This window comes from Thalassospira sp. MCCC 1A03138, assembly GCF_002115785.1.
Taxonomy (GTDB): Bacteria; Pseudomonadota; Alphaproteobacteria; order Rhodospirillales; family Thalassospiraceae; genus Thalassospira.
On sequence record NZ_JFJY01000011.1, the window covers coordinates 1 to 24,946 of the forward strand.

Sequence of the window (24,946 nt, forward strand, 5' to 3'; positions counted from 1 at the left end):
TCCTTGACGACCCAATGATACACGATTGCGCACACGCCTGAAGGCGCTGTCGTGTGAGCGCAAGCGGTTTGGCTATCGGCGTTTGCATGTGATGCTGGTCCGGAAGGGCTGGCATGTGAATCAAAAGAAACTGCGGCGGATCTATCGGGAAGAAGGTCTTCAGGTGCGGAAGCGGGGTGGGCGTAAACGGGCATTGGGAACACGGGCACCGATCCGCCGGCCTGATGCGGTTAACCGGCGGGGGGCACTGGACTTTGTGTCTGACGCCTTCAGTGATTGCCGGCGGTTCCGTATTCTGGCCATTGTTTATGACTATAGTCGCGAGTGTCTGGCCTTGGTAGCCGTCCTTGTCCGGGACGCGCGTCACGCGGGTTCTCAATCAACTGATTACTGCTAGAGGCAAGCCGGAGACCATTGTCAGTGACAACGGTACGGAGCTGACCAGTATAGCCGTCCTCAAATGGGTTCAGGACAATGGTGTCGAGTGGCAGTACTGTACTGGCCGAATGAAGCTGGATTAGAACGCCATCAGCGGCTCATGGTAGCAAAACTCAGCTGAAATTGCCAACCAATCAGGGCATGAATTTAACCAAAGGCTCTACTTATAAATGGATGAAAGTTAGGGCCCAGGTCAACAAGTACCGCAAAGGTACTTCAGGTGCGGTGCTGATGCATCGGCCCTTTTCGTTTCGGCCAAGAAAAAATGGCCGGTATCCGTTAAGGAAAACCGGCCATCAAGTTTGCAGTTTGCATGGCTTCATCGGGGGAGACCGACGAAGCCGAGGGAGGTCTCACCTGTCGAATATCGCGATGTGATCAAGGGTCAGGGGTGCAATCTTCCCCTTGCATCGTCAGGACATCCGCATGCACCGTTCAGGGCGGTACATCGGCGAGAGCATCAGGCCGCTACAGCCTGATCACTGAGCTTCTCGAGGAATTCCAGACATTCCTCGATCTGCGAAATTTCGATAAATTCATTGGCCTTATGGGCCTGTTTGATACTGCCAGGACCGCAGATGATCGACGGGATATTGCCCTGCTTTTCGAAAATCCCGCCTTCGGAACCATAGGAAACCTTGCCCGAAACTTCCGGGACGATGTTGCGAACCAGCTCGAACGCTTCTGCATCCGTGCAATCACCCATTCCGGGATAGGAAAAGATTTCTTCCCATTCAAATCCGGTTTCGGCTTCTTTGGCTTTCATTTCCGCATCAAGGGTTTCAAGGATTTTCTCTTTGATCCCATCAAGGACGGCCTTGGCGTCGTGTTCCGGCAGATGGCGAATTTCGAACGTGAATTCACAGAAATCCGGTGTGACATTGGTCGCTGTTCCGCCGCCAATGGTGGTGGTCAGCATGGTGCTATGCGGCACCGTGAAGTCATTGTCGAAGGGGCCGTTTTCTTCAAATTCACGTGCCAGATCGGAAATCATCGTAATGGCGCGTGCCGCATATTCGATGGCGTTGACATGGCGGGGGGCAAAGGATGAATGCCCGGCTGTTCCGGTGACGGCAACCCGCATCGAAAATTTGCCCTTCTGACCATTGATGACTTTCATCTCGGTCGGTTCGCCAATCACGGCAAGGCGTGGAGGAGTTTTAAGGTTTGCCAGATGATCGACCATCGAACCCACGCCAAGGCAACCGACTTCCTCGTCATAGGACAGGCAAAGATGGAACGGGATCGCGAGATCGCGTTTGACCAGTTCCGGAACCATTGCCAGCGCACAGGCCGAAAAACCTTTCATGTCGGCAGAACCGCGACCAAACAGTTTGCCGTCGCGTTCGGTCAGTTCAAATGCCGGGCTGATCCAGCTTTTTTCAAGGGCGGGAACCACGTCAGTATGCCCCGAAAGCGCGATACCAGGGACATCCTTGGGGCCGATGGTTGCCAGAAGGTTTGCCTTCTCGCCCGTTTCGTCATGGAACAGTGTGCTTTCGATGCCATATTGCGCAAGATAGTCACGGACAAAATGGATCAGACCGAGATTCGAGTTCTTGCTGGTGGTGTCGAACGCCACAAGTTTGCCAAGCAGATCAATGGCATTATGCAAGCGGGACATGTTTGGTTTGCTCATTTTATTATCGCTTCTCGTTTCTCGGAATATTAGGCCGACTGCGCCGTATTGCGGGACTTCTCGCGCCATTTCTGCCATTCACGGCGAATGGTCAGGGCGATGAACAGGACGGTCAGGGCAAAGAACGCCCATGAAATCCACGAATGGAAAAATACGCCCAGATCGCCGCGCGAAATTGCCAGCGACCGGCGCATATTGTCTTCGAACATCGGCCCCAGAATGAAGGCGATCAGGAATGGTGCTGCCGGAATGTTGAGGATCATCATGACGAAGCCGACAATCCCCATGACCAGAAGGACGCTGACATCAAACGGGCTGGCACCGATCGAATAGATGCCAAACACGCACAGAACCAGAATGCACGGCAAAAGCAGCGTTTGGGGAATTCGCGAAATTTTCGCAAAGGCACCTGCCGTCAGTTTGCCGGCAACAAACAGGAACACCGAACTGAACAGGATGCCGATAAACAGCGAATAGACTTCACCGATATTGTTCTGGAATAGCAGCGGACCCGGCGTCAGGCCATGGATCATAAATGCGCCCAGCATCACACCTGTAATGACGTCACCCGGAACACCGAGTGCCAGAAGCGGGATCATGGTCGCCCCGCAACAGCCATTGTTGGCAGACTCGGATGCCGCAACGCCTTCCAGTTCGCCTTCGCCGAATTTATCGCCGTTTTTCGATGTCCGGCGGGCTTCGCTGTAGGAAAAGAAAGCGGCAGTTGACGGCCCGATCCCCGGAATGGCGCCGAGTATCACACCGATAACACTGCCCCGCAGGATCGATTTCACGCTACCGCGGAATTCGGCCATGGTCAGGCGGTTATCGCCAAGCTTCATGGCCGCATTGTTGTCCTCGGGCCGGAAGACGATCATCTTGATCAGTTCAGGCAGGGCGAACAGGCCAATTAGTACCGGCACAACCCCAAGACCCGATTTCATGTCTTCGGTTACCGCAAAGCGGAAAGAGCCATAAATATCCTCGCCCACGGTTGCCAGAAGCAGACCGAGACAGGCGGAAATGATGCCAAGAACAAGTGACCGGCCCGAAATGCTGGCAACGATGGTCAGCGAAAAGGCCATCAGCATGAAATATTCCGGCGGTCCGACCCGAAGTGCAAACATCGCAAGCGGCATTGCCAGGAAGAACAGCGAGATATTCGAAATAAAGTCGCCAATGCAGCTTGAAACCAGCGCCATATTAAGCGCCTTGCCACCTTTGCCCTGTTGGGCAAGGGGATAACCATCAAGAACAGTACAGGCCGCAGACGCGGTGCCCGGTGTCTTGATCAGGATAGCCGAAATCGATCCGCCATAGGTTGATCCCTTGTAAAGGGCTACCAGCAGCAAAATGCTGGTGACCGGCGGCAGATAGAAGGTGAATGGCAGGGCAAGGGTCACGGCCATCGTACCGGTCATGCCCGGTATGGCACCGATGATCACACCACCCCAGATCCCGGCCGCCATGGCAATGAAGTTGGGCAGCGTTGCGACGGCTTCAAAGGCGTAAAGCAGTTCATTCCACATGAAGGGGCGCTTTCAAATCAGATCAGGGTCACAAAATCGGCCGCTAATGCCGAAAACAGATGGCCTTCGGGGAAAGGCGTGTGGGTGACTTCGGTGAAAACAAGATAAAGCAGGATCGGAAATACGATGGTCAGTCCGATCATCCAGATTTTGCGGCTGTAATTGCCGGTCATCAGGAAAAGATAGGCCAGAAGCAGAATGGTCGCGGGGACAAAACCGATCTCTGGCATCGCATAGGTGAATGTGGCAAAGCCGAGCAGGACTCCGGCAAAACGCACAATCAGTTTACGATTTCGGTGCATTGTTGCGCCAATTGACATGACACGGTCGTTCGCGGCCGCCCGCATCTTTGGAATGGCAAAAAGAATGGCAAGGATGCCCATAACCAGCCCGACCACGGTAATAACACGTGGCCACATATCAGGTGGTGGGGCAAATCCGGGAATGAAAGACGGAACCTTCACATAGATCGGGATCAGGACGAACAGGACAAAGGCAAAGAATGCCGTTGCGATCAGTCCGGTATAAAAATCGCGATTGGGAGTCATGGTTCCGTCTCACATTCAGAAAATTAAGGGGTGCGGATTACTGAATGTAACCGAATTTCTTGGCCATGCCGTTATAGAGCTCGTACTGGCTCTTGACGAAGGCAGCCGGGTCCTGGTCACCAACGACCGAGACAGAGCCGCGTTTCTTGGCAAGATCAAGCCACTGGTCGTTGGTTGCAACGTTCGAAAGGATGTCTTTCCATTTTGCAACAATGTCTTCCGGCAGATCTTTCGGGGCGAACAATGCGCTCCAGCCGTCAACCTGTCCGGCAAGATTGTAACCAAGTTCCTTGGCAGTTGGAACGTCAGGAAGGGCATCCATGCGTTTTGGAGCGTAAACCATCAGTGCACGCATTTTGCCAGCTTCAATGTGAGGCATCAGCGAACCGGCCGCAATAGCCAGGAAGTCGACGTGACCGCCAAGAAGAGCTGCGGCAAGGGCGCTGCCGCCTTTGTATGGCACGAGGGTGGAAGCAGACAGCGGATCCAGATCGGCATCGGCGAGAAGGGCCTGAACCGTAAAGCCGTCAATCGCGGTGGGGCCGGATGCAGCATAGGTGGTCGCGCCATTGCTTGATTTGATTTTGGCAAGCAGCTCTTCAACGGTTTTGATGTCCGAGTTTGCATTGACTGCGAGGATCATCGGGGTTGATTCAAGAATGCCAAGGAAGGTGTAATCATCCCAGGCAACTGGGCTGTCGGTGTAAACGGCCGGGTAAAGCGCCATGCCAACGCGTGACAGCAGCAGGGTGTAACCATCCGGCTTCTGTTCGGTGACGTAACGGGCACCATTCATGCCACCATTGCCGGTTTTGTTCACAACCACGACCGGCTGTTCGTTGGTGTAATTGCGCGCGGTTTCAGCCAAGGCACGACCGGCCAGATCCGATGCGCCACCTGCGCCATAAGGCACGACAAGGGTGATGGCTTTTTCTGGATAGTCAGCGGCCTGTGCGGTCGAAACCAGTGTTGTGGTTGCAAGAACTGCAGCCGCAAAAGTCGCGGCCTTTTTGAGCTGTCGAAACATTTTTCATGTCTCCCTGTTTGGTGGTGGCAGGATTGCCCGAGCTCGTCGTTTTTTGTTTTGTATACATTCCATCGCAAACTATAACTCGTGACGCAAAAAATTAATTTCAGTATAACTAATTTACATACTGAAATTAGTCGCAGGCCAACCGATGAATTTGCGAGAACTTGAAAGCTTCAACGCCTTTATGACCTACGGTTCCGTCACCAAGGCGGCACAGGCCATGAATATCAGTCAGCCCATGGTCAGTCGGTTGTTAAACAGTTTTGAAAAATCTGTCGGGTTTGCGTTGTTCAATCGCAAACGAAACCAGCTTTCGCCAACGACCGAGGCATTGCAGTTTCACACAACGGTTCTGCGGTCGCTTAACTCTCTGCGTGAAATCGAAACACAGGCCCGGGCCATTGCCAACGAGCAGCTTGGCAGCATCCGGATCGCGGCCCAGCCGATCTATGTTGATACCTATCTTCTTGATGTGGTTGCAAAGTTCAAGTGTGTCCACACCAATGTTGCTGTCAGTATTACCGATACCGGTCTTGAAGGGATGCTTGATATGGTCACGACCCGGCAATGTGATTTGGGAATCGGCATCACGCTTGATCTTCAGGATCCCAATATGGAAGTCATGCCGCTTGCGCAATGTCGCGCGGTGTGCCTGATGCCGCGCGATCACCGGCTGGCCGGGTTTGAAACCATTGATATCGATCTTTTGCGCGGTGAAAGCTTTGTCGAACTTTCGATCGGATCGCCGCTTCGCACCAAGATTGATTACATTTTCCAGATCGCAGGCTGGCCGCGCAAGATCGCGGTCGAAGCACGCACCATCCGAACCATTTCCCGACTGGTTGAACGCAATGTTGGTATCGCTGTTATTGATCCGTTCGCCACTTTGCTGGTCGATGAGGAAAAGGTTGTCGCACGCCCGCTGACCCCGGCAATTGAATGGGATGTCGCACTTTTCCGATCATCGGGTGAACTCAGCGCGGTCGAACGCAGTTTTCTAAGCTTCCTGCGTGCAGAATTGCCCGACCTGCGAAAGGCGGGCTGTGTTCTGTGATGTGTGTGCTATGCCCGTTTGTCAAAAGCCAGCCGGGCGGCAAGTGCCAGAAATACGCAACCGGTGAAGATCTGGAACGTGCGTGCCAACCGGGCCGAGCGTGACAGAAACTGGCCAAGCTTTCCGGCAAAACCGCCCACCAGACAGTTGATGATCGTGCCGCCGATATTGAGGATCACACCAAGGATCAGAAACTGCACCAGAACCGATCCACGTGCCGGGTCGACGAACTGCGGAATAAAGGCCAATACGAAAACGATGATCTTTGGATTAAGCAGGTTAACCACGATGCCGTCGCGCCAGGCTTTCATGGCGGTTGCCGGTGCAGTTTTCGCCGGTTTTAAAACGCTGCCACCGTCCCGGAACGACTGAAACGCCAGCCATACCAGATAGCCAATCCCCGCCCATCGCAGAATTTCCAGCGCAACCGGATGGGTGGCAACCATTGCTGCCAGTCCCAAGCCAGCCAGAAGCGTATGGATCATGGCCCCCGTCGCAATCCCGAAGCTGGCGGCCAAACCGGCACGCGGCCCGGATTTGATTCCCTGCCCCAGACAAAACAGCATGTCGTTGCCCGGCGTCATGTTCAGCGCCAGCGCGGTCGGAATGAAGATTAGCAGGGTTTCAATAGGGATCAGCATATCAGGGACTCCGGGTGGGGCGTTTAGCTGCCTGCGCCATATCGATGCAGGGCTGAACCGTTCTTTTTTAACCAGTGCTGCTGTTTTTTTGACGGACCATAAAGGTCTTCGACCACTTTCCAGAACCGGGCACTGTGGTTCAGTTCCTGAAGATGGGCGACTTCGTGGGCAACCACGTAATCCAGTACATCTTCAGGGGCGAGGACGAGTCGCCAGCTAAAGGACAGATTGCCGTTCGATGAACAGCTTCCCCAGCGCGTTCGCGTATCTTTCAGCGAAATGCGATTGACCTTCTTGCCGATCTTATCGGCATAGGCGTGCGCACGAGGCGCGATTTCAAGCTTTGCCTGCTTTTTCAGCCAGTCGGAAACCCGGCGATTGGTATGTTCCGGAAGTCCCGAAACCCAGATCACACCGGCTTCGGCCCAAACACCGCGTTTGGCGTCGGGCACCGTACGAATTGCATGTTCGTTGCCCATGAACGGCACCCAGGCCCCCGGAACGAACTGCACACGTTCCGGAAGGCGGCTCATATGGGCGGTGACCCAGTCACCATGCTGATACAGCATCGAGATCGCTGTTTTGCGCGATATGCCGTTCGGAACGACGATTTCAACACCGTCAAAGGCCGGATCGATCCGCAATTTGAGTCGCGTCGCACGCGCGCTTGGCCGCAACCGGACCGGCAAGGGGCCGATTTGAGGCAGATCGATTTCGGTTTCTTCGATATTTCGCAGCATTCAGGGTGAATTTTTCCAAAAGCGGGGTGGAATTTTCGTACTTTTTGCGCCTTTTTGGCCGGAAGGGCATCTTGCCCCTTGCCCGGCAGTAGTGTTTTCCTATACTCCGCGCTCAAGGTCTAGGGGACTTTTGCAATGTGTGTGTTGCAACCCCGCAAGGGACGTTGGCCTGAATGTGCCGCGCCCCGGTTTACATCGGAAGAAGAAAGGCGTCACTCCAATGAGCGATCAGGTCAAAAAGGTGGTGCTTGCCTATTCAGGCGGGCTTGATACCTCCATCATCCTGAAATGGCTGCGCGAAGAATATAACTGCGAAGTCGTGACTTTCACCGCCGATCTCGGCCAGGGCGAGGAACTGGAACCTGCCCGCAAGAAAGCCGAGATGTTTGGCGTCAAACAGATTTTCATCGAAGATCTGCGCGAAGAATTCGTTCGCGACTATGTCTTCCCGATGTTCCGCGCGAACGCCCTTTATGAAGGTGTGTATCTGCTCGGTACCTCAATCGCGCGTCCGCTTATTGCCAAACGCCAGATTGAAATCGCCGAAGAAGTCGGTGCAGATGCCGTTTCCCACGGTGCCACCGGTAAGGGCAACGATCAGGTCCGTTTTGAACTCGGCTATTATGCCCTTAAGCCGAACGTGAAGGTCATTGCGCCTTGGCGTGAATGGAAACTGAATTCGCGTACCGCCCTTCTTAACTTTGCCCGCGAACATCAGATTCCGATCTCGGCTGACAAGCTGGGCGGGGATGAGCCCCCATATTCAACCGATGCCAACCTTCTGCATATTTCCTATGAAGGCAAGGCGCTGGAAGATCCCTGGGTCAAGCCTAACGAACAGATGTTCGAACGTACCGTGTCGCCGCAAAATGCACCCGATGCGATCACCACGATTGAAATCGAGTTTGAACAGGGTAATCCGGTTGCCGTCAATGGCGAACGTATGAGCCCGGCGAACCTTCTGACCAAGCTGAACGACGTTGCGGGCAAAAACGGCATCGGTCGTCTTGATCTGGTCGAAAACCGTTATGTCGGCATGAAATCGCGCGGCGTCTACGAAACCCCGGGCGGTACCATCCTGTCGGTTGCACACCGTGCCATGGAAAGTATCACGCTTGACCGTAACGCCGGTCACCTCAAGGACGAGCTGATGCCGCGTTACGCCGAGATGATCTATAACGGTTACTGGTGGTCGCCGGAACGTCAGGCCCTGCAGCGCCTGATCGATGAAACCCAGAAAACCGTCAATGGTGTTGTTCGCCTTGACCTTTACAAGGGCAACGTCACGGTTACCGGCCGCAAGTCGCCGAACTCGATCTACTCCGAAGAGCATGTCACCTTCGAAGCTGATACCGTTTACAACCAGCGCGACGCAGAAGGCTTCATCAAGCTGAACGCTCTTCGCCTGCGTCTTGGTTTTGACCGCGACGGTGTGAAGTAAGTTTCACCGTTGTGATCCATTACGAAACGAGGGGTGATCATCATCCCTCGTTTTTGTTTTGAAGCTTGGTTATAAGCACCCGATGCAGCGCTATAAATGTACCGTCGAATATAATGGACGTCCCTATCACGGGTGGCAGTTCCAGGATGAGGTGATCTCGGTCCAGCAGGTTTTTGAAACCGCGCTGGAAAAGTTCATCGGTCAATTTGTGCGCGTATATGTATCTGGCCGTACTGATGCCGGGGTACATGCCTTTGGCCAAGTCGTGCATTTTGATCTGCCGCGCACCTATCCCGCCGATGCCGTAATGAATGCAATCAATCATCACCTCAAACCTGACCCGGTTGCCGTGATTGACTGCGTTGAAGTCGGTGAAGACTTTCACGCCCGGTTTTCATCCAAGAAACGGTACTATATGTATCGCATCGTCAATCGGCGGGCGCCGCTAACCGTTGATGCCGGGCTTGCCTGGGGTATTTTCAAGCCGCTTGATATTGATGCGATGAACGAAGCTGCGGCCTATCTTATCGGCACGCATGACTTCACAACCTTCCGCGCAAGCGAATGCCAGGCCAAAAGCCCGATAAAAACACTGGAAAAGCTTGTCGTGACGCGCAGCGAGCATGATCCGCTTGATATTCGTGTTCATACCGAAAGCCGGTCGTTCCTGCATCATCAGGTCCGTAATATGGTTGGAACCCTTGTTCTGGTTGGCAAGGGAAACTGGAAATCGATTGACGTCAAAACAGCACTTGAAGCCCGTGACCGTGCTGCGGGCGGGCCAACGGCCCCGGCTGACGGGCTTTATTTCGTAAAGGTCGATTACTGAAAGCCAGGGCTTTGCCGGGCATGGGCCATTTTGCGTGTTTTGATCATTTTTTGCACAAATGTTCACCAGTTTTGAATTTGCGTTCTTGAACTGCCATTTAAAGATAACCAAATCTCAACTACATAAGCGCGATTGTTAAATCGCTAAAGTGTTCAAGTCTGATCCAGCCTGACTAACAGTCAGGAATCTGGGTTGTGGGCGTGGTTATGCATTGGTGTCATGGGGGCCAATGCAAATGGGGTCAGGGGACGATCGATTATGTCCAGAAGCATTGTCTTCAAGGTTGCACTGGCAGCTTTGATCATTCTAGTCAGCGGTATTTTCCTGCTCGGCTTTGTTATTATGCAGCGCATTGATCAGCAGGTCAGCGATACCAGTCTTGAAACGCAGAAACTGAACCTGCGTGTTGCGGCACTTCTGCTGCAGGATGCGGATCCGGAACTGAAAGTTACCATCGGTGCTGATGGCGAAACGACCAAATTGATTATGCCGGAAATTCCGGATCTTTCATCGCATACTTTGATTGATCGTATCGGAACGGCAACAGGTCAAACCGCAACCGTGTTTTCCTGGGTTCCAGCGGAAAAGGATTTTGTCCGCATTTCCACCAACATCATCAAGCCTGATGGCCAGCGTGCGGTTGGCACAATGTTAGGCAACGGAAGTGCCGCTTATGCGCCGACAACATCGGGAAAAACCTTCCGCGGTGAGGCCGTCATTCTTGGTACTGCCTATGTTACGCAATATACGCCGATCTTCAATCCGGCTGGCGATGTGATTGGCATTCTGTATGTCGGGATCAAAAAGGCCGAAGTTACCGAGGTTGCGTCTGCAATTCAGCTGCGTATCGCGGTTGCAGGTATCATTGTTGCTTTGATTGCTGGTGTCGTGCTGGTTGTCCTGCTGCGTTGGCAGCTTGGTCCGCTACACGTTCTGGGTAATACAATTGCTCGCTTTGTGGATCGCGATTTTTCTGGTGAAGTAGCCTATACAAGCCGAACCGATGAAATTGGCGCAATTGCCGATGGTCTTGTCCGCTGGAAAGAAACAGCAGGCCAGATTAAGGAAGCGGAAGAAGCACGTATTTCTGCCGAAAAGCGTAACGAGGATGAGCGCGTTCAACAGCGCAACCGCCTTGCTAAGGAGCTTGAGGACTCTGTCGGGCAGATCGTTTCGTCGGTTCGTCAGGCAACCGAGGGCATGATGCGTTCAACCCGTCAGATGCGTGAATCGGCGGATCATTCGGTCCGCCAAAGCAGCCATGTCAGCGAAGCCGCCAATGAGTCGGCCCGCAGTGTTCAGACCGTTGCTGCCGCGACCGAGGAACTTTCGGCGTCGATTACCGGCATCGGAAGCCAGGTGGATGAATCAACATCGATTGCGGAGACCGCCGTTACCGAAGCATCGCGAGCCAACGAAATGGTCAGTGGTCTTGCCGATGCGGCCGAACGAATTGGTGAAGTTGTCAGCCTGATTAACGATATCGCAGCGCAGACCAACCTGCTGGCACTGAACGCTACGATCGAGGCCGCACGTGCCGGTGAAGCAGGCAAAGGCTTTGCCGTTGTTGCACAAGAAGTCAAAAACCTTGCCAATCAGACGGCAAAGGCGACCGATGAAATCGCCCAGCAGATCGGTGCGATCCAAAGTGAAACCAAACTGACGGTCGAAGCCATCGAAAAGGTGACGCAGACCATTTCTACCATCAACGAAATCACCAATGGTATTTCGTCGTCGGTATCGGAACAGAATGCCGCCGTTAGTGAAATCGCTAACAGTGCTTCGACCGCATCAAGTGGTTCGACAGAGGTCGTCAGCAATATCGAGGAAATCCATCAGGCCGCTAGTAGCAGCGGTGCTGCTGCAAGCGAACTTGATACAAATGTCGGTGCGCTGTCAGGACAGATCGAAACCCTGCACAGAACCGTATCTGACTTCCTTAAACAGCTACGTGCCGGATAAGGCTTTGGGCTTCGGGTGAGTTTCGGCTCACCCGAAGAACCAATGCCACAGGAATGGCAGGGTGAGAGCGGTGGCCAGCGTATTTAAGCCCATCGCCAATCCTGAAAACGCCCCGGCTGTTTCATTGACCTGAAACGCCCGTGCCGTTCCGATTCCATGTGCGGCAACTCCCATTGCAAATCCGCGCGCCCGCCAGTCTTTCAATCGGGCCAAATTCATCACCATCGGGCCCAGTGTCGCCCCGACAATGCCGGTTGCGATCACGCAAACCGCAGTCAGGGCCGGGACACCACCAATTTCATCGGCAATACCCATCGCAACAGGTGTCGTAACTGATTTCGGTGCCAGGGACGCCAGTGTTTCCGGGCTGGCCCCAAGGACCCAGGCCAGCACAACCGTGCTGACACTCGCAACCAGCGATCCGAACAGCACACCGAAAATAATCACCGGCAATGCCCGTTTCAGTGTTTCCATCTGGCGAAATAGCGGCACGGCAAGGGCGACCGTTGCCGGGCCCAAAAGAAAGTGCACAAACTGCGCCCCTTCGAAATAGGTGGCATACGGCGTGCCCGTGCTTTCCAGCAGAAGCGCAATCAACGCAATGGCGATCACCACCGGATTGCAAACCGGATTGCGGTCGGTTTTCTGATACAGCCAGAACCCGATGGAATAAGCGACAAGCGTAATGGTAAGGCCGGTCAACGGCTTGGTTGAAAGATAAACCCAAAGCTGTGTGATATCTGTCTCGCCCATTATTTTGCCTCCCCTTCGCTAACGGATGCCTTTGGTTTGGGAAGAAGTTTCGACATCAGAAGGGCGGTCAGAACCATCGCAAGCAGGGTGGAAAAAATCAGGGCCGCGGTAATCGGCAACCAGTCCCCACGCAGCCGGTCAAGCTGTGTCACCACACCGACACCGGCCGGAACGAACAGCAGCGAAAAATGGATCAGAAGGTTATCGGCTGCATCCGTCAAAACCCTGGGCGGGCGGCGTTTGACAATCAGCCCGATAAATAAAAGCCCAAGCCCGATCACAGGGCCGGGGACCGGCAGGTCAAACAGTTCCGATATCACCTCGCCAAACAGTTGGCAGACGAGGATCAGGGCAAACGCAGCAATCATCAGCAACCTCCCGACATTTATGTCTTTGGATTAGACATAATGACTTTGCGCCCGTTCGACTTTTATTAATAACGAAAAACGCCCGTGCGGAAATGGCACAGGCGTTTGAAGTCATTCGATATTTCAGGTGACGCTAAAGAATTTCCAAAACACTTTCCGGCGGTCGCCCAATGGTGGCCTTGTGGTCATTGACCACAATCGGGCGTTCAATCGCGCGCGGATGGGCGCAAAGGGCCTCGATCAATGTGTCACCACGAAGATCCCCAATGCCTTCTTCTTTGGCTTCTTTCTTGCGCAGGATATCTTCCGGGGCCATGCCCAGCATGCCAAGAATTTCTTTTAATTCCTGTGGGGTGGGTGGTGTATCCAGATACTGGATCACGTCGGGGGTAATTCGCTGTTCTTCGATCAATGCAAGGGTCTGGCGCGACTTGGAACAACGCGGATTGTGATAGATGCGGACCATCATATTCATGGTTCTCCTTCACGCAAAAGGCAGTCTGTATCGGTTCTTTTTAGGGGCTCGATCCCGAGTGCACCAGTCTGTTGTTGCCTATTTCATCATCATCCAGATCGCCATGGCGACCATCATGATGTTCTCTGTCAGTGAAATGAAACCAAGCGGAACATTGCTGTCCCCACCGACACAGGCGCATTTGAGGTTGCGTTTGTCGATATAAACCGCCTTGAAAACTGATATCGCCCCGATTGTTCCGATGAAAAGGGCAACAGGAACGGCAAGCCACATAAGGGCGCCAAAAATCATAAGGACCCCTGCCAGTGCCTCACCAAACGGGTAAAGATAGGCATATCGTACCCACCGTTGCGCCAGCAGGTCATAACCCAGAAACATGTTCGAAAAGCTTTCCAGATCCCGAAGCTTCAGGATGGCAAGAATGCACATCGACGTCGCGATGAACCACTCAATCGCCCGAACCGTCAGGAAATCGCCAAATGCGGCCCAGCTAAGGCCCAGCGCCATAAGTGCCGCCATGCCGAAAACGGCAATGACCGGCTGATAGGTAACCGAATTGCCATCATTTACCGGCTTGCCGAAATATTCCCGCAATTCGTCATGGCCGCCGATCCGCTCTTCATCAATGAATGTCTGAGGGGTCGTTTCGACATTGTATTCTGCCTGAAAGTCGTCAGTTTCTTTTCGGGTGGTCAGCCAGTGATCATCGACGGCGTATCCTTCCCTTTTTAGAAGGTCGCGCGATTTCAGGCCGAACGGGCAGATATGGTCGTCCATCACCATCCGGTAAAGCGTTGCCTTGCGTGTATGTGCGGTCATGACTTGATCTCTCTCGTCTTGCCTTCGGGTCTACGCCTTTATGGAACTTGTCGGGGTGACATTTGTTCCACGCAATGCGGAAACGCAGTCTTTCGGTGCCCGAAAAACGCCCGCGCAGCAATCAGATGCCGTCAATCATGGATAACAGATCGTTCAGGTGTTCCAGATCGCCATCAATGATCCGGGTGGCGGTGTCATAGCCAAATCCCTGCCGGGCAAGTGCGGCCAGATCCTTGTCGCGTTTTTCATCGCGCTGGTCAGGCCGACGAAATGGTCCAAGCCGACGGCGTCGGGCGTAGGCTGCGGCGGCGGCAAGGTTGGGATCGGTACCCCGGATATCTTCATAGGCCGCCTGATCGGCTTCCTGTCTGAGGTCGGTGATGGTGTCATCAATCATGTGCGATGCAATGCCGCGTGCGTTCAGATCTGCGGCGATAACCCGCATGGCCTTGCCCTTGCGCAAAAGCGATCTGGCACGTCCCTTGGCATAGGCGGTGTCATTGATAAAGCCGGCATTCTCGCAAGTGTTCAGAACGCTTTTCATCCATTCTTCGGCTTCCTGCGGATCGGTGCCGTATTCTGCGACCGAAAGCCTGATCTTACCGCGCATCAGTTTTTCAAGCCGGGCGCGTGACGCGGCAAAGCGTTCCAGATACCAGGTGGCATAATTCATCAGATAGTCGCGCGTTACCCGGCGCGGCTTTTTGGGTTCGCGCGGGTTGCGATCTTTGCCTTTGGCGGCACTTTTGCGGGAAAAACTGGCGTTACCGCCAAATTTTTCCGCCTTGCTGTCAGGCGCTAAATCACTGCGGTTTTCGTGTGATTCTTTCATTTCATCCAATGCTGATCAATACGCACCCTTGCACTTGATGCCCAACTCTCCCTATTTTACCGGCAATTGTCTGCATTTTTCCGAAGGATTTTTCATGCAAGAGCTAGCACCGCGTCAAATGGGCGCGATCAACTGGCTCGGTCTGTGGACGCTTTATGCCAAGGAAGTTCGACGTTTTCTGAACGTCCATCTGCAAACCATCGGAGCACCGGTGGTTACCAGCCTGTTATTCATGGCGGTCTTCCTTCTGGCACTCGGGCGCGCGGTCGAGACGGTCAATGGCGTTCCCTTCGCCACCTTCCTTGCCCCCGGTCTGGTCATGATGACCATGGCCCAGAATGCCTTTGCCAATACCTCAAGCTCGATCATCATTTCGAAGGTACAGGGCAATATTGTCGATGTTCTGATGCCGCCGCTTTCGGCCGGTGAAATGGTTGCCGGTTTTGCATTCGGTGCGGTGACACGCGGGATCATGGTTGGTGTTGCCACCACCATTGTCATGGCGTTCTTTGTTGATGTCGGCATCCACAATATCTGGGCGATCCTGTATTTCGGGATTTCGGCGTCGCTGATGTTGTCGCTTCTGGGTATTGCCGGTGGTGTATGGTCCGAGAAATTCGACCATATCGCGGTTGTCACCAACTTTGTCATTACCCCGCTTTCTTTCCTGTCGGGCACATTCTATAGCGCCGAAAACCTGCCCGAAGCTGGCAAGGTACTGGTCCATTACAACCCGTTCTTCTACATGATTGACGGGTTCCGCTATGGTTTTACCGGGGTTTCGGACGGCACGGTAATGACCGGAGTTGTGGTCTTGGCCGTGGTCAATGTCCTGCTTTGGATTCTGTGCTATCGCATGATCAAAAGCGGCTACAAGCTTAAGGCCTGATCGCCAAAACAGTGCGGCTTTCAGCATTAAATTCCGTTTAAGGGCAGCATTCCGCATCGGATGCTGCTCTTTTTCATATCAGCCCTGTCCGTATACGGGGTTTTGCGTCGTTGACAGAGGTTAGGAATCTCTTGATACTCCGCGGCTTCACGGTATTCTGCCGGAACTGACCTTCTGGTCAGGAATGATTTTTTACCCCTGATTGAGGAATGAAGAAGTGATTACTCCCGTCATGCCGACCTACGCGCGGGCCGATCTGGCCTTTGAGAAAGGTGAAGGACCTTATCTCTATGCGCAGGATGGCCGACGATTCCTCGATTTCGGGTCGGGTATTGCGGTGAATACCCTTGGCCACGCGCATCCGCATCTGGTCGAAGCCCTGACCGAACAGGCCAAAAAGGTTTGGCATACGTCGAACCTGTACCGGATTCCGGGGCAGGAAAAACTGGCGGTACGTCTGGTTGAAAATACCTTTGCCGACACGGTGTTCTTCTGTAACTCCGGGGCGGAGGCCAACGAAGCCGGCATCAAGATGCTGCGCCGCTACCAGTATGTCAGCGGCCATGCCGAAAAGAACCGGATTTTGGTGGCAACCAATGCCTTCCACGGTCGGACGCTTGGTACCCTGACGGCTGGTTACAGCGATAAATACCGTGAGGGCTTTGGCCCGATGCCAGATGGTTTCGACCGCGTTGCATTTGGCAATCTGAACGAATTGCGCGATGCGATCACGCCTGAGACCGCCGGTATTCTGGTCGAACCGATCCAGGGTGAAGGTGGTATCTGCAAGGCCCCTGAAGGGTATCTTGAAGGGCTGCGCAAGGCGGCTGACGAGTTTGGCCTGCTTGTGATGTTTGACGAGGTCCAGACCGGCGTTGGCCGTACGGGCAAGCTTTATGCCTATGAATGGTCGGACATGAAGCCCGATCTGATTTCATCGGCCAAGGGGCTTGGCGGTGGTTTCCCGGTTGGCGCGTTGCTGGCGACCGAACGCGCGGCACAGGCATTGCCTGCGGGGATGCATGGTACGACCTTTGGTGGTAATCCGCTTGCCATGGCGGCGGCCAATGCGGTTCTTGACGTCATCCTTAAACCCGGTTTCATGGACAATGTTCTTGCCATGAGCCAGTTGATCCGTGACGGCCTTGCGGCCATTGCCCGCAAACATCCGGGCTTTATCGCGGAAGTTCGTGGCATGGGCCTGCTTTTGGGCATGAAAACTGTGCCGACCAATGTTGATGTTGTCGCCAAGTTGCGTGAACTGGGTCTTTTGACCGTTCCGGCAGGTGATAATGTGGTGCGCCTGTTGCCGCCGCTTAACATCACCAAAACCCATGTCGACGAGGCGCTGGCAGCAATCGATGCCGCCGCGGCAGCCTTGGCGCAATAAGGAAGACTGAAATGACTGATATCAGGCACTTTCTCGATCTCGACAAAATGTCGGCGGGAACGCTGAACGATATTCTTGAACTTGGAGCGGTGGAAAAGGCAGGCAAGGCACCGTTTGGTGACAAACCGCTGGCGGGCAAAACACTTGCCCTGATCTTTGAAAAACCGTCAACACGTACACGTGTGTCTTTCGAAGTCGGCATGCGACAGCTTGGCGGTGACGTTGTCATCCTTGATGCCGCAAGTTCGCAACTTGGCCGTGGTGAAACCATTGCCGATACCGCGCGTGTCCTGTCGCGGTTTGTCGATGCGATCATGATCCGTACGACGGACGAATCGAAACTGCTGGAATTGGCGAAATATGCCACCGTTCCGGTGATCAATGGCCTGACCGATCAAAGCCACCCCTGCCAGATCATGGCCGACCTTATGACCGTTAAGGAACACAAGGGACGCCTTGATGGGTTGAAATTCGCCTGGGTCGGCGATGGGAACAACGTTTCGGCATCCTTTATACATGCGTCGCCGAAATTCGGGTTCTCGCTTGATATGGCCTGCCCGGCGGGTTATCGCCCCAATCAGGGCCTGATCGAAACGGCCAATGCCGAGGGTGGCAAGGTCCGCATGACCGATATGGACAGCGCGCTGGACGGGGCCGACGTTATCGTTACCGATTGCTGGGTTTCGATGGGGGACGATGACGCCGATGCCCGCATGGAAGCATTGGCCCCCTATCAGGTCAATTCCGCCGCGATGGCAAAGGCAAACAAGGATGCGATCTTCATGCATTGCCTGCCTGCCCATCGTAACGAAGAGGTCACCGACGATGTGATCGACGGGCCGCAATCGGTGGTGTTTGACGAAGCCGAAAACCGTCTGCATGCGCAGAAAGGGGTTCTGCTATACTGCTTTAATGGCTTGCCTTCCTGACGGTGCAGACTAAATAAGCATCAGAATTTCGGGGCGGACAGTGATGTTCGCCCCTTTGTTTTGGCGTGACATGGCTGGACAATGCGGTTCTGCTGTTGTTATACGCCCCGGAACACCTAAAAACGCGGAACCCGAAAATGCAGATCGCTGTCGATTTTTGTCAGCCCTTCACGCTGGATCATTCCAATATTCGCGGCCGTTTCGCCCGGCTTGGCCCGACGGTGCAGACCATCATCGGTCAGCACAGCTATCCTGCGCTTGCAAATCATCTGCTGGGCGAGATTATCGGGCTGGCTGTTCTGCTGTCCTCGGCGCTGAAATATGAAGGCCTGTTTACCCTTCAGACCTCGTCTGACGGTCCGATTGGCATGATGGTTGTCGACGTCGATAGCGACGGCAACATTCGCGCCTGTGCGCGTGTTGACGAAGACCGCCTCAGCACCATGATTGCGGCCGAAGACGGTGGTGAAGATGCCCTGCGCGGACAGGTGCACAAGCTGATGGGGCATGGCCACATCGCCTTCACCGTCGATCAGGGCGGCGATCACGAACGCTATCAGGGTATTGTGTCGCTCGAAGGCAATACGCTTGCGGAATGCGCCGAGTCCTATTTCCGTCAGTCCGAGCAGATCGAAGCTTCCTTCAAGCTTGAAGTCCATCAGGGCGAACAGGCCAATGACTGGTGGGTTGGTGGGCTGTTCCTGCAGCGTCTCCCGGCCAGTGCGTCGGGCGAAGCGGCAACTCCGGAAGACGCCGAAAAGATTACCGAGGACTGGAACCGGTCCAAGATCCTGATGGCGAGTGCGACCGAAAACGAACTGGTCGATATTTCGCTTTCGGCGCATGACCTGATCTGGCGTCTGTTCCACGATGAAGAACCGCGCGTGTTTGATCAGACGGCGTTACAGTTCAAATGCCGTTGTTCGCGTCAGAAAATCGAAGGTGCGCTTGTGTCCTATCCGCTTGAAGAACTTTTGGACATGCGCGAACCCGATAGCGGCGAAGTCGCGGTTTCCTGCCAGTTCTGCAACACGCGCTATGGCTTCAACGAGGCCGACCTGCGTGCGCTTAAATCCGGCGATGAAGCATAAGTTGCTGCATCGGCGCGGTTTTTGATTGTCACAGCCTTGCCTTAATCATCAAGCAACGTCACCATGCCCACACAAAGGTATGGTGGCGTTTTTATTTGAGGCAGGAGAAAGACTTGATGAAGGCATTGTCCATCAATGGAATGCGCGTGGCCCTGGCGGGTGCAGTTGTTGCCCTTCTGGCGGCCTGTACCAGCGCACCGGTGCAGACCTATCCCGATGTGACCTGGCGCCATCTCGACCCGATTGTATTTGCAGCCGGGCCGATTGAAAAAGTGGCGGCCTATCCGGTCGGGGGTGACAACAACCTTGAAAGCTATCTGCCGTTCAGCCTTGGCAAGATGGCGATGAACTGGCCTGATGACCGCATCCAGACGGCAGGCACCAGTGATATTCTGCGTTATAGCGTGACCGAGGCATCCATCACCTCAAACGCGCTTAAAACCACCAAGGGTTTTTCGGGCGTCTTTACTGATGATCAGTCCGAAAAGGTCGAAATGAAAGTTTCCGCCAAGCTTGAGGTTCTTGATCCGAATGGCACCCAGAAGGGCGAAGTTGCCGCAACCGCGGTTCGCACCCGGACCCTTGCAGAATCGATGTCCGTCGCCGAACGTGAAAAGGCGGTCTATGACGAAACCGCAACGCTGCTGATGGACCTTGATCGTGAACTGGAACGCCAGATCAACGCCAATTTGGGACGTTTCCTCTTGCGCTAAGGCGCCGGGCATAGCGATCTAATCAGAACCCCGATGGTCATCCTGCCATCGGGGTTTTCTTTCTCACATATCCGCAAAAGAAAACCCCGGCACATTGGCCGGGGCTCTATGTCGGATCGCTTTGCGATGTGAGCTTTAGCGGAACATCATTACCGGCACATGGCAGGACCGAACCATTTCGGTGGTGGTGCTGCCGATGATCAGGTTGCGGATGCGCGAATGGCCGTATGCGCCCATGATCAGAAGGTCGATGCCATCCGCCTCAATCCGGCTTTTGATCACGTCTTCAGGTTCACCGGCCTCGAAACCGGCGTCAACATCGTACCCTGCCTTGCGCAAAATGGTCGCCGCGTCATCAAGCTTTTCCTGAAGGCTATCTGTTGGTTTGCCAACGCACAGCAAGACGCACGGAAGTCCGGTAAACAGCTTGCCACCCGCAATGTGGCGTACGGCCTTCATCGCACTTTCGCCGCCGTCAAACGCAATCAGGAACTTGTTGATCGGCTTGAATGCGCGCGATGCGACCAGAACCGGTTTGGTCGCGGACCGGACAACCCGTTCAAGATTTGATCCCAGATGCAGTTTGGCAAAATCGGCGGCCTCGCCCCGCTTGCCAATGATGATCAGGTCGGCATCGCCTTCAAACTCACCAATCGCATCAATCAGATCGCCATGGCGAAGTTTGGTCGAAACCGATGAAAGTCCGGCTTCTTCAAGGCCCGATTTGGCTTCTTCAAGCAACAGCCGCCCGCGTTTCAGCTCCAGCTTGGCCTTCTGTTCATCAAGGTCGGCCAGTTCCTGCAAAAGGGCGCTACGTGCACCAAGTTTGAGGTTACCACTAAGGTCGGCGGGTTCGGAGCCCACGCCGCGACGGCCCAGCACATGCATCAGCTCAACCGATGCTTCGTTGCGTTTGGCTACCCAGCAGGTCAGGTCGCGAACGCTTTGCGAATAGCCCGATCCATCGATCAGTGCGATCAGATGTGTCATTGAACGTTCCCCTTAGTGGCCCATCAGGCGTTCAAGCGCGCCGGGCTTGTCATGGATCGCCAGCTTATCAACAATTGTCTCGCTGGCTTCATTGAGACCGATCAACTCGACCTCGGCTCCCTCACGGCGGAATTTCAGCACGACCATATCAAGGGCCGCAACACTTGAAATGTCCCAGATATGGGCGTGGCTGACATCAATCGTGACTTTATCAAGTGCCTCGCGGAAATCGAATGCCTTGGTGAAATCCTCGACCGAGGCAAAGAAAATCTGCCCGCGCACTTCATAGGTCCGCTGCGTGCCATCGTCTGAAAGCGTGCTGGTAACCCGAAAGATCTGCGCGATTTTCCATGCAAAAAATATCCCGGAAAGCAAAACACCGATCAGTACGCCAATTGCAAGGTTATGCGTGCCGACCACGGTTACGACGGTTGCCAGCATCACGATGGATGAACTGCGTGGATGTTCGCGCAGGTTCTTGATCGAAGACCAGCTGAATGTCCCGATTGATACCATGATCATGATCGCGACGAGTGCTGCCATCGGAATGATCGCCACCAGATCGCCCAGAACCACAATCAGGATCAGAAGGAAAATACCGGCAAGGAAGGTCGAAAGGCGGCACCGCCCACCCGATTTCACGTTGATTACCGACTGGCCGATCATCGCACAACCAGCCATGCCACCGATGAAACCGGTAAAGAAGTTGGCAATCCCCTGACCATAGCATTCGCGAATGCGGTTTGACGGTGTATCGGTCAGCTCGTCGACGATCTGCGCGGTCATCAGGCTTTCGAGAAGCCCGACCGCCGCGACCGCCGCCGAATAGGGCAGAATGATCAGGAAGGTATCAAGGTTCAGCGGCACATTAGGCAGATAAATCGCCGGGAAGGCATCAGGCAATGCGCCCATATCACCGACCGTGCGCAAATCACCATCAATAAACAGCGACAGGATCGTCAGAACGATAATGCAGATCAGTGGCGAGGGGACAATTTTCGTGATCCGCGGGAACAGGTAAATAATTGCAAGGCCACCGGCAACCATCACATAGGTCATGATGCTGACATTGGTCAGTTCCGGAAGCTGCGCCATGAAAATCAGAATGGCAAGCGCGTTGACAAAGCCCGTCATCACCGATTTCGAGACAAACCGCATCAGGTTTCCAAGCCGAAGCGCCCCGGCCAGCATCTGGATCACCCCGGCAAGCACGGTTGCCGCCAGCAGGTAATCAAGCCCGTGATCGCGTACAAGCGAGCCCATCAAAACGGCGGTTGCCGCGGTCGCGGCCGAAATCATGCCCGGGCGTCCGCCAAAGATCGCGGTAATCACCGCAATCGAAAAGGATGCATAAAGCCCGACCTTGGGATCTACCCCTGCAATGATCGAAAAGGCAATGGCTTCGGGGATAAGTGCAAGTGCCACCACAAGGCCTGAAAGCACATCACCACGGATATTGCCAAGCCATTCGGCTCGCAAACGCGGAAGGAAATCGGTATTCACAGAATTTCTCCGTATCAAACAGCCCAGTCTGTCCCCGGGGCTGGAGTATCATGTGGCGGCATGAAAGCCGTCCCTAGCGGTCAGTGTTGCAATGCAGAAGGCTGTACCTATACCAATTTAAAATATGGCACAACCGCAGGGGACGTTATCCGTGCAGCGTATTTTTCGCGGAATGACACAGAAAGCGAAAAAACCCGCCGAAATGTCGGCGGGTTTTGTCCTGAAGTCCTGATCGGTCTGAATTGCGCAGATCCGTCTATTTGCGGTTCTGGCGATTTTCGATCAGATCATCAACCACACCCGGATCGGCAAGGGTTGATGTATCGCCAAGCTGGTCATATTCATTCGCGGCAATCTTGCGCAGGATACGGCGCATGATTTTGCCCGAACGGGTTTTCGGCAGTCCCGGCGACCACTGGATGTAATCGGGGCTGGCAATCGGGCCGATTTCCTTGCGCACCCACTGAACCAGTTCCTTGCGCAGTTCTTCGGTCGGTTCTTCACCGGCATTCAGCGTGACATAAGCATAGATGCCCTGTCCTTTGATGTCGTGGGGAACACCGACCACGGCGGCCTCGGCCACCTTGGAATGCGCGACCAGTGCACTTTCAACCTCGGCGGTGCCCATCCGGTGGCCTGAAACGTTGATCACGTCATCAACGCGGCCCGTGATCCAGTAATAGCCGTCCTCGTCCCGCCGTGCACCGTCGCCGGTGGTATAGACATTGGCGAAGGTGCTGAAATAGGTCTGGATGAACCGTTCATGATCGCCATAAACCGTGCGCATCTGCCCCGGCCAGCTATCCTTGATCACAAGGTTGCCATCGGTTGCGCCGGTCAGTTCCTTGCCTTCATTATCCAGAAGGGCAGGCTGAACACCAAAGAACGGAAGCGTCGCTGACCCCGGTTTAAGGTCGGTTGCCCCCGGAAGCGGAGTGATCAGGATGCCGCCGGTTTCGGTCTGCCACCAGGTATCGACAATCGGGCAATTCCGTTTGCCGACATGCTCGTGATACCATTCCCATGCCTCGGGGTTGATCGGCTCGCCCACCGAACCAAGGATCCGCAGGGACGAAAGATCCGCCTTGTTGACCCAGCTTTCGCCTTCGCGCATCAGGGCACGGATTGCGGTCGGCGCGGTATAGAAAATATTGACCTTGTGCTTCTCGCACACCTGCCAGAAACGCGATGCATCCGGATAGCTCGGCACACCCTCAAACATCAGGGTCGTTGCCCCGTTGGCAAGCGGCCCGTAAACGATATAGCTGTGTCCGGTGACCCAGCCAACATCGGCCGTACACCAGTAAATATCGCCTTCGTGATAATCAAAGACATACTGATGGGTCATCGATGCATAAACAAGGTAACCGCCCGACGTATGCAGAACGCCCTTCGGCTTGCCGGTCGAACCCGAGGTATACAGAACAAAAAGCGGGTCTTCGGCATTGACCTCGGTCGGCGGGCAATCAGGGGATGCTGCCTCGCAGACCTCGTGATACCAGACGTCGCGCGCATCGTTCCACGCAATGTCCTTGCCGGTATGTTTGACGACAACAAGCTTTTCGACGGATTTGACGCCCGGATGCGAAAGCGCTTCGTCCGCATTGCGTTTTAGCGGCACACCGCGACCGCCACGAAGGCCTTCGTCCGATGTGATGACAACCTTCGCACCACAATCTTCAACGCGCCCGGCCAATGCTTCGGGGGAAAATCCGCCAAATACGATGGAATGGATCGCACCGATGCGCGCGCAGGCCAGCATCGAAACCGCTGCGGCCGGGATCATCGGCAGATAAATGACAACGCGGTCGCCCTTACCCACACCCATCGATTTAAGCGCGTTGGCAAACCGGCAGACACGTTCATGCAAATCTTTGTAGGAGATATGTTCGGAAACGGACGGATCGTCGCCTTCGAAAATGATCGCGGTCTGATCACCGCGTTTTGCCAGATGACGATCAAGGCAGTTGGCCGCAACGTTCAGCGTGCCGTCTTCATACCATTTGATATAAAGGTCCTTGGTGTCAAAGCTGACATTCTTGACCTTGGTAAACGGCTTGATCCAGTCGATGCGTTTGCCATGTTCGCCCCAGAAGCCTTCGGGGTCTTCGACCGACTGCTTGTACATGGCGTCGTATTTTGCCTTGTCGATCAGCGCGCCCTTCGCGATGTCGTCGGATACGGGATAAACGTTCGCAGACATATGTGGCCTCTTGTTCGTTTCCTGTTGTCTGTACGTTCGCACCGGTTACCTGCCCGCTGAAAGGTCTTTGGGCCGGTGCGATATTCTTGTGCGTTTCAGGTACCGGTTTTCGCAGTCGCAATAATTGGTGCTGGACAACC

Annotated in this window: 23 protein-coding genes and 1 pseudogene; 10 read left to right on the forward strand and 14 right to left on the reverse strand. The window is 54.4% G+C overall.

Going from position 1 to position 24,946, the window contains the following annotated elements:
* Positions 1 to 7: 7 nt before the first annotated feature.
* Positions 8 to 494: pseudogene (locus TH468_RS18575) on the forward strand (DDE-type integrase/transposase/recombinase); the annotation flags it as partial.
* 404 nt (positions 495 to 898) lie between these two features.
* Here the strand turns inward: TH468_RS18575 and argE are convergent.
* Genes argE through TH468_RS18595 form a run of 4 tightly spaced genes read right to left on the reverse strand, consistent with a single transcriptional unit; the run spans position 899 to position 5,181 of the window.
* The gene (gene argE / locus TH468_RS18580; RefSeq protein WP_230729507.1) at positions 899 to 2,062 is read right to left on the reverse strand and encodes an acetylornithine deacetylase; all 1,164 of its coding nucleotides are present in this window, start codon (positions 2,060 to 2,062) and stop codon (positions 899 to 901) included.
* Between the two features lie 44 nt (positions 2,063 to 2,106).
* The gene (locus tag TH468_RS18585) at positions 2,107 to 3,606 is read right to left on the reverse strand and encodes a tripartite tricarboxylate transporter permease (RefSeq protein ID WP_085646044.1); all 1,500 of its coding nucleotides are present in this window, start codon (positions 3,604 to 3,606) and stop codon (positions 2,107 to 2,109) included.
* A 17-nt stretch (positions 3,607 to 3,623) separates the two neighbouring features.
* Complete coding sequence (locus TH468_RS18590) at positions 3,624 to 4,154, reverse strand: tripartite tricarboxylate transporter TctB family protein (protein ID WP_085646045.1); 531 nt, start codon at positions 4,152 to 4,154, stop codon at positions 3,624 to 3,626.
* 37 nt (positions 4,155 to 4,191) lie between these two features.
* Complete coding sequence (locus TH468_RS18595) at positions 4,192 to 5,181, reverse strand: tripartite tricarboxylate transporter substrate binding protein (protein WP_085646046.1); 990 nt, start codon at positions 5,179 to 5,181, stop codon at positions 4,192 to 4,194.
* A gap of 151 nt (positions 5,182 to 5,332) precedes the next feature.
* Between TH468_RS18595 and TH468_RS18600 the strand changes: the two genes are divergently transcribed.
* Positions 5,333 to 6,238 carry a LysR family transcriptional regulator gene (locus tag TH468_RS18600; protein ID WP_085646047.1) on the forward strand — a complete coding sequence of 302 codons (906 nt, stop codon included), beginning with the start codon at positions 5,333 to 5,335 and terminating at the stop codon, positions 6,236 to 6,238.
* Positions 6,239 to 6,246: 8 nt separating this feature from the next.
* On the opposite strand, the gene TH468_RS18605 is transcribed toward TH468_RS18600, so the two are convergent.
* On the reverse strand, positions 6,247 to 6,879 hold the full coding sequence (locus TH468_RS18605; protein WP_085646048.1) for a LysE family translocator: 633 nt from the start codon (positions 6,877 to 6,879) through the stop codon (positions 6,247 to 6,249).
* A gap of 23 nt (positions 6,880 to 6,902) precedes the next feature.
* Positions 6,903 to 7,619, reverse strand: a complete 717-nt coding sequence (locus tag TH468_RS18610; RefSeq protein WP_085646049.1) for a M48 family metallopeptidase — start codon at positions 7,617 to 7,619, stop codon at positions 6,903 to 6,905.
* 220 nt (positions 7,620 to 7,839) lie between these two features.
* Between TH468_RS18610 and TH468_RS18615 the strand changes: the two genes are divergently transcribed.
* The 3 genes from TH468_RS18615 (at position 7,840) to TH468_RS18625 (ending at position 11,851) form a co-directional block, all read left to right on the forward strand.
* Positions 7,840 to 9,060, forward strand: coding sequence for an argininosuccinate synthase (locus TH468_RS18615; RefSeq protein WP_085646050.1), 1,221 nt, complete (start codon positions 7,840 to 7,842; stop codon positions 9,058 to 9,060).
* Between the two features lie 82 nt (positions 9,061 to 9,142).
* A complete protein-coding gene (gene truA / locus TH468_RS18620; protein WP_085646051.1) occupies positions 9,143 to 9,889 on the forward strand; it encodes a tRNA pseudouridine(38-40) synthase TruA in 747 nt (248 codons plus the stop codon).
* A gap of 258 nt (positions 9,890 to 10,147) precedes the next feature.
* Positions 10,148 to 11,851: a methyl-accepting chemotaxis protein gene (locus tag TH468_RS18625; protein ID WP_085646135.1), complete on the forward strand. Its 1,704-nt coding sequence runs from the start codon at positions 10,148 to 10,150 to the stop codon at positions 11,849 to 11,851.
* A 27-nt stretch (positions 11,852 to 11,878) separates the two neighbouring features.
* Here the strand turns inward: TH468_RS18625 and TH468_RS18630 are convergent, their stop codons facing one another.
* The 5 genes from TH468_RS18630 to TH468_RS18650 all read right to left on the reverse strand — a co-directional run bounded on the left by TH468_RS18630 (position 11,879) and on the right by TH468_RS18650 (position 15,098).
* Positions 11,879 to 12,604: an LrgB family protein gene (locus TH468_RS18630; RefSeq protein ID WP_085646052.1), complete on the reverse strand. Its 726-nt coding sequence runs from the start codon at positions 12,602 to 12,604 to the stop codon at positions 11,879 to 11,881.
* A complete protein-coding gene (locus TH468_RS18635; protein WP_085646136.1) occupies positions 12,604 to 12,972 on the reverse strand; it encodes a CidA/LrgA family protein in 369 nt (122 codons plus the stop codon). The genes TH468_RS18630 and TH468_RS18635 overlap by 1 nt, the downstream gene beginning before the upstream one ends.
* Positions 12,973 to 13,105: 133 nt before the next feature.
* Positions 13,106 to 13,447: an arsenate reductase (glutaredoxin) gene (arsC, locus tag TH468_RS18640; RefSeq protein WP_085646053.1), complete on the reverse strand. Its 342-nt coding sequence runs from the start codon at positions 13,445 to 13,447 to the stop codon at positions 13,106 to 13,108.
* Between the two features lie 78 nt (positions 13,448 to 13,525).
* The gene (locus tag TH468_RS18645) at positions 13,526 to 14,266 is read right to left on the reverse strand and encodes a MauE/DoxX family redox-associated membrane protein (RefSeq protein WP_085646054.1); all 741 of its coding nucleotides are present in this window, start codon (positions 14,264 to 14,266) and stop codon (positions 13,526 to 13,528) included.
* Positions 14,267 to 14,387: 121 nt separating this feature from the next.
* Positions 14,388 to 15,098 carry a regulatory protein RecX gene (locus TH468_RS18650; RefSeq protein WP_085646055.1) on the reverse strand — a complete coding sequence of 237 codons (711 nt, stop codon included), beginning with the start codon at positions 15,096 to 15,098 and terminating at the stop codon, positions 14,388 to 14,390.
* 94 nt (positions 15,099 to 15,192) lie between these two features.
* On the opposite strand from TH468_RS18650, the gene TH468_RS18655 reads away from it, so the two are divergent.
* The 5 genes from TH468_RS18655 to TH468_RS18675 all read left to right on the forward strand — a co-directional run bounded on the left by TH468_RS18655 (position 15,193) and on the right by TH468_RS18675 (position 20,110).
* Positions 15,193 to 15,987, forward strand: a complete 795-nt coding sequence (locus TH468_RS18655; RefSeq protein ID WP_037989340.1) for an ABC transporter permease — start codon at positions 15,193 to 15,195, stop codon at positions 15,985 to 15,987.
* 232 nt (positions 15,988 to 16,219) lie between these two features.
* Positions 16,220 to 17,377 carry an aspartate aminotransferase family protein gene (locus TH468_RS18660; protein WP_085646056.1) on the forward strand — a complete coding sequence of 386 codons (1,158 nt, stop codon included), beginning with the start codon at positions 16,220 to 16,222 and terminating at the stop codon, positions 17,375 to 17,377.
* A gap of 11 nt (positions 17,378 to 17,388) precedes the next feature.
* Positions 17,389 to 18,306 carry an ornithine carbamoyltransferase gene (gene argF, locus TH468_RS18665; RefSeq protein ID WP_085646057.1) on the forward strand — a complete coding sequence of 306 codons (918 nt, stop codon included), beginning with the start codon at positions 17,389 to 17,391 and terminating at the stop codon, positions 18,304 to 18,306.
* A 137-nt stretch (positions 18,307 to 18,443) separates the two neighbouring features.
* Positions 18,444 to 19,397: an Hsp33 family molecular chaperone HslO gene (locus TH468_RS18670; RefSeq protein ID WP_085646137.1), complete on the forward strand. Its 954-nt coding sequence runs from the start codon at positions 18,444 to 18,446 to the stop codon at positions 19,395 to 19,397.
* A gap of 116 nt (positions 19,398 to 19,513) precedes the next feature.
* Positions 19,514 to 20,110, forward strand: a complete 597-nt coding sequence (locus tag TH468_RS18675; protein ID WP_085646058.1) for a hypothetical protein — start codon at positions 19,514 to 19,516, stop codon at positions 20,108 to 20,110.
* A 135-nt stretch (positions 20,111 to 20,245) separates the two neighbouring features.
* Here TH468_RS18675 and TH468_RS18680 read toward each other — a convergent pair whose 3' ends face one another.
* The 3 genes from TH468_RS18680 to acs all read right to left on the reverse strand — a co-directional run bounded on the left by TH468_RS18680 (position 20,246) and on the right by acs (position 24,806).
* Positions 20,246 to 21,100, reverse strand: a complete 855-nt coding sequence (locus tag TH468_RS18680; RefSeq protein WP_085646059.1) for a universal stress protein — start codon at positions 21,098 to 21,100, stop codon at positions 20,246 to 20,248.
* A 12-nt stretch (positions 21,101 to 21,112) separates the two neighbouring features.
* Entirely contained in the window at positions 21,113 to 22,603 is a 1,491-nt protein-coding gene (locus tag TH468_RS18685) for a SulP family inorganic anion transporter (protein WP_085646060.1), read from the reverse strand.
* A gap of 256 nt (positions 22,604 to 22,859) precedes the next feature.
* The gene (gene acs, locus TH468_RS18690) at positions 22,860 to 24,806 is read right to left on the reverse strand and encodes an acetate--CoA ligase (RefSeq protein WP_085646061.1); all 1,947 of its coding nucleotides are present in this window, start codon (positions 24,804 to 24,806) and stop codon (positions 22,860 to 22,862) included.
* Positions 24,807 to 24,946 lie beyond the last annotated feature (140 nt).

Excerpts from the sequence above, each read along its gene's own strand:
- TH468_RS18660 (WP_085646056.1), top strand. The coding sequence starts at position 16,220 with ATGCCGACCTACGCGCGGGCCGATCTGGCCTTTGAGAAAGGTGAAGGA.
- TH468_RS18590 (WP_085646045.1), bottom strand. The coding sequence starts at position 4,154 with ATGACTCCCAATCGCGATTTTTATACCGGACTGATCGCAACGGCATTC.
- argF (WP_085646057.1), top strand. The coding sequence starts at position 17,389 with ATGACTGATATCAGGCACTTTCTCGATCTCGACAAAATGTCGGCGGGA.
- TH468_RS18610 (WP_085646049.1), bottom strand. The coding sequence starts at position 7,619 with ATGCTGCGAAATATCGAAGAAACCGAAATCGATCTGCCTCAAATCGGC.
- TH468_RS18675 (WP_085646058.1), top strand. The coding sequence starts at position 19,514 with ATGAAGGCATTGTCCATCAATGGAATGCGCGTGGCCCTGGCGGGTGCA.
- TH468_RS18635 (WP_085646136.1), bottom strand. The coding sequence starts at position 12,972 with ATGATTGCTGCGTTTGCCCTGATCCTCGTCTGCCAACTGTTTGGCGAG.
- TH468_RS18625 (WP_085646135.1), top strand. The coding sequence starts at position 10,148 with ATGTCCAGAAGCATTGTCTTCAAGGTTGCACTGGCAGCTTTGATCATT.
- TH468_RS18615 (WP_085646050.1), top strand. The coding sequence starts at position 7,840 with ATGAGCGATCAGGTCAAAAAGGTGGTGCTTGCCTATTCAGGCGGGCTT.
- TH468_RS18655 (WP_037989340.1), top strand. The coding sequence starts at position 15,193 with ATGCAAGAGCTAGCACCGCGTCAAATGGGCGCGATCAACTGGCTCGGT.
- truA (WP_085646051.1), top strand. The coding sequence starts at position 9,143 with ATGCAGCGCTATAAATGTACCGTCGAATATAATGGACGTCCCTATCAC.
- TH468_RS18680 (WP_085646059.1), bottom strand. The coding sequence starts at position 21,100 with ATGACACATCTGATCGCACTGATCGATGGATCGGGCTATTCGCAAAGC.
- TH468_RS18585 (WP_085646044.1), bottom strand. The coding sequence starts at position 3,606 with ATGTGGAATGAACTGCTTTACGCCTTTGAAGCCGTCGCAACGCTGCCC.
- TH468_RS18595 (WP_085646046.1), bottom strand. The coding sequence starts at position 5,181 with ATGTTTCGACAGCTCAAAAAGGCCGCGACTTTTGCGGCTGCAGTTCTT.
- acs (WP_085646061.1), bottom strand. The coding sequence starts at position 24,806 with ATGTCTGCGAACGTTTATCCCGTATCCGACGACATCGCGAAGGGCGCG.
- argE (WP_230729507.1), bottom strand. The coding sequence starts at position 2,062 with ATGTCCCGCTTGCATAATGCCATTGATCTGCTTGGCAAACTTGTGGCG.
- TH468_RS18645 (WP_085646054.1), bottom strand. The coding sequence starts at position 14,266 with ATGACCGCACATACACGCAAGGCAACGCTTTACCGGATGGTGATGGAC.
- TH468_RS18605 (WP_085646048.1), bottom strand. The coding sequence starts at position 6,879 with ATGCTGATCCCTATTGAAACCCTGCTAATCTTCATTCCGACCGCGCTG.
- TH468_RS18650 (WP_085646055.1), bottom strand. The coding sequence starts at position 15,098 with ATGAAAGAATCACACGAAAACCGCAGTGATTTAGCGCCTGACAGCAAG.
- TH468_RS18630 (WP_085646052.1), bottom strand. The coding sequence starts at position 12,604 with ATGGGCGAGACAGATATCACACAGCTTTGGGTTTATCTTTCAACCAAG.
- arsC (WP_085646053.1), bottom strand. The coding sequence starts at position 13,447 with ATGAATATGATGGTCCGCATCTATCACAATCCGCGTTGTTCCAAGTCG.
- TH468_RS18600 (WP_085646047.1), top strand. The coding sequence starts at position 5,333 with ATGAATTTGCGAGAACTTGAAAGCTTCAACGCCTTTATGACCTACGGT.
- TH468_RS18670 (WP_085646137.1), top strand. The coding sequence starts at position 18,444 with ATGCAGATCGCTGTCGATTTTTGTCAGCCCTTCACGCTGGATCATTCC.